5 protein-coding genes are annotated in these 6,843 nt (G+C 64.1%); 3 read left to right on the forward strand and 2 right to left on the reverse strand.

Annotation, left to right across the window (positions count from 1 at the left end; genetic code table 11):
* The first annotated feature begins 91 nt into the window (after positions 1-91).
* A complete protein-coding gene (locus tag ACYU7L_RS16540) occupies positions 92-919 on the forward strand; it encodes a hypothetical protein (RefSeq protein ID WP_460798874.1) in 828 nt (275 codons plus the stop codon).
* An 87-nt stretch (positions 920-1,006) separates the two neighbouring features.
* Here ACYU7L_RS16540 and ACYU7L_RS16545 read toward each other — a convergent pair whose 3' ends face one another.
* Positions 1,007-1,798 (reverse strand): N-formylglutamate amidohydrolase, encoded by a 792-nt coding sequence (locus tag ACYU7L_RS16545; protein ID WP_460798877.1) that lies wholly within the window; start codon positions 1,796-1,798, stop codon positions 1,007-1,009.
* Positions 1,795-2,286, reverse strand: coding sequence for a hypothetical protein (locus ACYU7L_RS16550; protein WP_460798880.1), 492 nt, complete (start codon positions 2,284-2,286; stop codon positions 1,795-1,797). The genes ACYU7L_RS16545 and ACYU7L_RS16550 overlap by 4 nt, the downstream gene beginning before the upstream one ends.
* A gap of 109 nt (positions 2,287-2,395) precedes the next feature.
* On the opposite strand from ACYU7L_RS16550, the gene ACYU7L_RS16555 reads away from it, so the two are divergent.
* Both ACYU7L_RS16555 and ACYU7L_RS16560 read left to right on the forward strand, forming a co-directional pair.
* Entirely contained in the window at positions 2,396-4,540 is a 2,145-nt protein-coding gene (locus ACYU7L_RS16555) for a DEAD/DEAH box helicase family protein (protein ID WP_460798882.1), read from the forward strand.
* A 260-nt stretch (positions 4,541-4,800) separates the two neighbouring features.
* Complete coding sequence (locus tag ACYU7L_RS16560; protein WP_460798885.1) at positions 4,801-6,741, forward strand: DUF262 domain-containing protein; 1,941 nt, start codon at positions 4,801-4,803, stop codon at positions 6,739-6,741.
* The last annotated feature ends 102 nt before the right edge of the window (positions 6,742-6,843 follow it).

Raw genomic sequence — 6,843 nt, forward strand, 5'->3', positions numbered from 1 at the left:
GCCGCTCTCGGGCGATTGACTCCCATCGAGTACGAGACCATCATGACCGCGCCAGCCACTCAGGCTGCGTGACCCAACCTGTCACCTGATCGTGCAGCAGTCCCTGGATCTGCTCGACGCGCAGGAAACCCTCAACCAAACCTTCCGCAGCCACCAGGAGCAGATCGACGTCGTCCGGCGCCGGGAGGAAGTCAGGCGCCGGGAGGCAGAAGGGCAACTTCTTCAGCTTCAGACGATCAACCAGCAGCAGGTATCGGCTCTGCGTGAGCAGTTGGCTGCCACCGCTCCGGGGCAAGCGGCCGATCCCGGCGAACTGGACGACCTGAGGAAGCAGTTCGAGGCCACTCGACATGAGGCCGCGGAGATGATGGCTGCACTGGAAAACTCGTGGGACACCAACCAGGCGCTGGTCGATAGCCTGGCCGAGGCCCAAGCCCTCGCATCCAGCTTCGTCGCTGAACGCGACTCAGCCCGTCACGCACTGGAGCAAAGCCAAATGCGGCTCACCGAGTTGGCCAACGAGCAGCATGAGCGCATCACTGCGCAGCGTGAGAAGACCTCAGTCAGGCGGCGGCCCGACCTCGACCGTTTCCTGGACAAGCTATTCAGTAGGTGCGATCTGGACGAGGAGTCGATCGAGGAGCTCTTCAAGTTCGGCCGCACCGACAAGGTGGTCCACGAACTGATGCGCATCGATGCCACAGATCCGCAGCTGGACCGCAGGCTCAAGATGGTCCAGGGCTACCCCGGGTGGCGTGAACTCTCGAAGATCAACACTGGAGGAAGCGCCAACGGGCCCATGGGCCGCATCTACTTCAGACCCCACGCGGGTGGTGTCGAAACCGTGGTGCATCTCAAGAAAGACAATGATGAGCAGAAACGCTTCATGGCCCGCCGCCTCTCGGGTGGCTCGTCCTAAGGCACCGGCCGGAGCGGCTCACACAGAGACGCGGATCGACGGGCCTTTCTGTCACCAGCCCTACCGGCGAGGCAAAGGACAGCGACGCTATTCACCGCGGTGGAATACCCCCAGGACGTCGATCAGCTGAGTAGTAGCGGCCACTAGCGGGTCCAGTCCGGCATCGACTACGTCGCGGCGTATCTCGAGCATCAAGCCGTTCACGTCAGGGTTCACGCCGTACTGCCCCAGAGGCACGTAGCAACCCGCGAATGGGGAGTCCAAACCGATCTCGTGGACGGGTGCGGCGAGCGCGAAGGCGTTCCGCGCAGACGTCACCAGGCTTTCGGGTGTGTGGAACGGGTCGGTGCCCAGGCACACGTGCGGGCGCGGACCGTCGCCGTGGCGTTCGTAGGGCAGTGACGTCCGCGGGTAGGAGTGCACATCGAGAATAGTGACCCGATCTGCCGCTGCAAGACGCTGGCTCACCAGCTCCGCCAGCGCGTTGGCGTACGGATGAAAGTAGGTGGCGATCAGATCTTCTCGCTGGGCGTGGGTGGGCCGGCGCAGGACCTCCAGCTGCGTCGTGCGTTCGTACACCGCCCCCATCCCCACGGCGTTCATCTCTTCTCGCTCATCGGGGAACCGCTCGGGATCGACGACCAGCCGCGAGAGCCGGTTTACGAACACCCACGGCCTCAGTTGCGACCCACCGGCAGCGCGGAACGCAATCTCGTCGGTGCGAGCATCGGTGATCGCGGTGAGCTCCGCATCAAGCTCGGCGTCGTCGAGCACGATCCCTGCCCGTTCGTACGGCGGGATCCGTCGCGACGAGTGCGGCACGTGCAGCACCACCGGAGAAGCAGCGTCGCCAGGCACGATCTCGAAGAAGTCGTTCACACCTCCCCCGCCCGACGCACGAGGTCGTCGTCGCGGCGCACCGTGCAGCCGGCCGCCTCGAGTGTGTCGCGCAGCTCCTGTTCCTGGTCAGGACCGATCTGGAGAAGGGGGCCGTTAAACACGGTGTCGACGACGGCGCCAACCTGGGGCCTTCCACCCTGGACCAAATGCCGCTGTGCCAACTCCAAGGTCAGCGCCGCCGACATCGGTGGCCAGTCTCCGTCGGCCACCACACCGAGGCCGGCGAGGTCGAAGTGAGCATCGCCGTCTTGGGTGGCTTCCAGGTCCGCCAGGTCGAACGGTGGCGTCAAGCACTCACCCTGACCGGCCAGGTCACGCGCCGGGGTCCAGGTCGTGGCCGAGCGCCATTGATCGAGTTCGGACGCCGCCGCCGCGGCGTAGGCCTCGGGCAAGAACACGAGATCACCGGAGCTGGTCTGCCCAATCACCATTGGCCCGGGCCAGTCAAAGTCACGTGATGTAGTCATGGCAACCAGGGTGACAGGCAGGTCCGACAGTCCCGTACCGCTGCGGCTTCGCGCGGCTGTCGGTCGGTAGTGATAGACACCCACCAATAGGAGCCGTAGGAGGGAAGGAGTGAGCGTGGACGTCGTTTCGGGATGCCGTGACCGCCAGCGCCAACTGCTGCAGTTTGTCGATGCCGCTGGTGCATTGCCACTTGCCCAGTTCCAGGCAGCGCTCGACGACACCGAGTGCTCCGAACGGCACCTTCTGCGTCTGGGTGATCTGGATTCCCAGTTGCTCCACGGTGGTTCAGATGGCGCCATCGGTCTGACCTCCGAGGGCCGTGACTGGCTTCTCGAAGCTGATCGTCCTTCGCGCGTCTGGGGTCACCATGTCGCTCCCCCGAGTCCTCCCCTACGCGATTGGCAGACAGAGGCGCTCGACGCCTGGAGCAGCCATGGCCGCCACGGAGTCATCGAGGCGGTCACCGGAACCGGTAAGTCCCGCGTAGGCGTCGAGGCGGCCCGCGAAGCCCTCGACGACGACTACAACGTCATCGTCATGGTTCCCACCATCGACCTCGTGGAGCAGTGGGCCAAGACGCTGCGCCAGCACGGCCTTCCCAGCGTCGGCGCGCTCGGAGATGGCCAACGCGCGAGCCTGCGCAGCCACCGCGTCATCGTCGGCACCGTCCAGTCCCTCTATCTGGAACCACCCACGCGACCCGACGGGAAGATCCTCCTGATCGCCGACGAGTGCCACCGCTACGGAGCAGGTCAATGGCGTCGGGCCCTCCACCCCTCCTACCGCCGCCGACTCGGACTGACTGCCACCTTCGAACGCAACGACGACGGACTGGGAAGTCTGCTGCGCTACTTCGGCGGGCCACCGGTGTTCCGCATCGGGTTCCCTCGCGCCATTCGAGACGGTGTGGTGGCGCACTACGACGTACAACTGCTCGGTGTACCGCTCACTTCACGCGAACGTGCCGACTACGACGAGGCCGACCGCACCGCTCGCGACTCCCGGATCCAACTGCTCGCCGCCGGCTTCCCAGCCCAGCCATTCGGGGCCTTTCTCCACGAGGTCCAGCGTGCGGCCGAGGACGATCCCGATCCCACGATCAGCGACGTGGCACGCCGCTACCTCAAGGCGTTCTCCGCGCGCGTCGACGTGATGACCAACGCCCAGGCCAAGCTCGATGTCACCGGCAAGCTAGCTGCGCGAGTCAATGCCTCCGGCGGCGCCATCCTCTTCACCCGGCGAGTCGATATGGCAGAAGAGATCTCCGCGACCCTCGTCGAGGCCGGGGTCAAGGCTGCCCCCATCCATAGCGACCTGAGCAGGGGCGAACGCAAGGACCGCTTGGCCGCCCTACGCGCGGGGCGTCTCAAGGCGGTGGTCGCTCCCACCGTGCTCGACGAGGGCATCGACGTCCCGGACATCAATCTCGCGGTCGTCATGGGCGGCTCGCGATCGCGCCGTCAAATGATCCAACGGATGGGACGGGTGCTGCGACTCAAACCCGAGGGCGGCAAGGCCACCTTCGTGGTGGTGTACGCCCTTGGCACAGCCGAGGACCTGGGAGTCAGTGACGGTACTGAGAGCTGCCTCGACCTCATCGTCGAGTGCGCCGACAGCGTCAGTCCGCTCACCCTCGACGACGACAAGATCGTCCCGTCCGACCTGGTGCACCGCCGCACCATCGAACCGTCGCCGCCGTTCCAGCTCGATGACGTTGCCCCCGCGACCCACCCCCTGCAACCTGGCGCTGTGCGCGACTACCGCACCGCCCATGGAACGGAGGAGAAAGAGGCCACCGAGTCGCTGCGTCGGCTCCTGCATGACCTGCTACTCATCGGCAGTGTGCGCCCCTCGAAGGCGACCCCAGACGATTTCCTGCTCAGCAACTCCGGCTTCGAGCTCGTGGTGAGTGCCGACGGCGTCACCGCCTATCGATCCCGACGACCCGACGCCGCAACGTGGGAAGACCTGGCGGACGGCGAGACCGAAGCCACCAGGGTCTTCGACGACAGTGTGGAGAGCGACGTTGTAGACGACGATGCCGTGTCGTCGATTGTGCCGACGCCGGACGACGAACCCGCCGGACGGACCGCTCAGGAGGTGACGCCGCACGTGTCCGAGCGCCCAGGTGCGCTTGCTGATCACAGTGGCCTTCAACTCATCGATCACCTCGAACGGCTCGCGGCGCTCCATCGAGAGGGTCTCCTCACGGCAGCGGAGTTTTCTATCGCCAAGTCGCGACTTCTGGGATGAAGGTCGGCAATGCGGTCATCGAATGGACCGAATCGTCGGGCCACGCCTGCATCGCGATCCACCGTCGGAGCATTCTCGAGTTTCGCGGGGCCGGCCCAGTAGGGATGCCGTCGGGGCAATCTGCAGCCGGGGCGGCGCGGTCGAGTACCGGAGCGCCAGCCGTACTTGGGGTCGGTTGAAGACTTCTGCAATGCGTCAGCCCACAATCAGCAGAGTCCGTATGGTGGTGTTTGGGATGTCACCCACTGAGTGGAGCCGGAATGCCGAAGGAACACGAGCCGCTGTCCAAAGTGATCGACGATAAGACGTTCGTTATCGCTGATTACCAGCGCCCATATGCTTGGACACACAAGCAGCTTGCCGACATCTGGGGTGACCTCGACCTCCTCGGGAACGGCGAGCACTACGCGGGCACTCTGGTACTGCGGGAGACCGGAATCCAGAAGACCACGTCGGCTGGCGAAGCCCTCCGCGAGTACGAGGTCGTGGACGGGCAACAGCGCCTAACCACGATCACGATTCTCCTGGCACGCCTACTCACTGCGCTCGAGTCTTTGGGCACCGTCACTAATGCCGATCTTTCCGAGGGGGTCGAGGAAGCAAAGCCGCAGATTCGGCGGCTCGTACGGATAAACCTGGGCGGGGTCACCGAGCCCCGGCTGCAACTCGGCAGCGACCTCGCAAGCTTCTGGCGCGACCATGTGGTCGGCTCGATGTCCCCGCCAAGCGATCGATTGGCTGCCGAGCAGCGCCTTCTATACGCCGTGGATTTCTTCGATGCGCGGATCGCGAGCATCGTCGACCCTACGAACACAGACCTTTCCGCTCGACGCCTACTAGACCTCCGCAAGCGGGTCACCTTCGGCCTCAAGCTTCTGGTCTACGAGGTCGGCACTGCTGCTGAGGTCGGAGTGATCTTTGAGACTCTCAACGACAGGGGTCGTGCGCTGACCCAGCTCGAGAAGATCAAGAACTACTTGTTGTATCTCGCTGCCCAGTTGACCGATGCTCGAGGTCCGAAGCTTGCCCACTTGGTTAACGATCGGTGGTCCGGCATCTTCAAGAACCTCGCCGATCTGCCGGCCGAGAGCGAAGACCGCCTGCTTCGAGCACATTGGCTTGCGACACAGAACCCGGACCGCCGCACTTGGAAAGGCGTGGATGCAGTCAAGGAGAAGTTCCCGCGCACGAAGTACGTTCCCACCTCGCAGAAGCTGGACGCTTCCGTTGCCACTACCCCAACCGACACAGATGCTGTCTGGCAGGACCTGTTCGATGACGTAAGTGACTACGTCGACAAGTTGTGGCAGTGCTCGGAGTTCCTGAAGGACCTCGAGGACCCAGACCCCAAGTACGCCGTCTGGTCGGCAGATCCGGTCCCTACAGAGCGCGCGCGTCGAAATTCCAAGGCACTCGCCCGAAGCGGTGTCGTTGCCCAGTTCCTCCCGCTTCTGTTCGCGGTCCGCCTAGCCCACCCCAAGGACGCCAGTTCGTACGCAGATGTCCTGGGCGCCTGCGAGACCTTTTCGGCCAGAGTGTTCGCCATCTGCGTCCGCCGGGCGGGAGCCGGACAAACCGCCCTCGCTCGCCTGGCCAACCGGCTCTTCCAGGGGTCCGTGTCCGTCGCAGAAGTCATCGCCGGCATCGGAAGACTGACGTGGGAGTATGCACCGGATGAGCTAGTCCGCAGCAACTTCCAGACGTCAACCAATTGGTACGTGCGGACCTCCCACAAGTTCGTGCTCTATGAGTACGAGCTCTCCCGCGGCAAATCAGCTGGCGTCCTCGACCCGTTCTCGACGTTCAGCAAGGCATTCCAAAAGACCACCGAGCACGTCTTGCCCCAGAATCCCAAGGACGACAGCCAGTGGGTCATGGACTTTCCCGACCCGACGCTCAGGGCCAAGTTGACGCACTCGCTCGGCAATCTCGTATTGACGATGGACAACTCCTCCTACGGTCGGAAGGAGTTCAGCGACAAGCGAGGAACGCCCACGCAGACGGTCCCCGCCTGCTACTTCCGCTCGGTGCTCAATAGCGAGCGAGAGATCGCCGACTGGGAATCCTGGACGCCAGTCACGATTGAAGAGCGCTTGCAAAGTCTAGAGAAGTGGGCCCTCGAGCGTTGGAAGGCCAGCGGCCCGGTAACGGCGGAGATTGCCGCTGATACCGTCGATGACGAGGAACCCGACCACACGTGATGACGCTCGCGGATGATGCGAGTCTTCGAAGTGGAGAGCCTGCTCGCCGTGACGGAAGGTATGAGGTCTCGATCTCCCGGCGGTCAACGCCGCCCTTTGACC

The organism is Nocardioides pacificus (assembly GCF_054775955.1).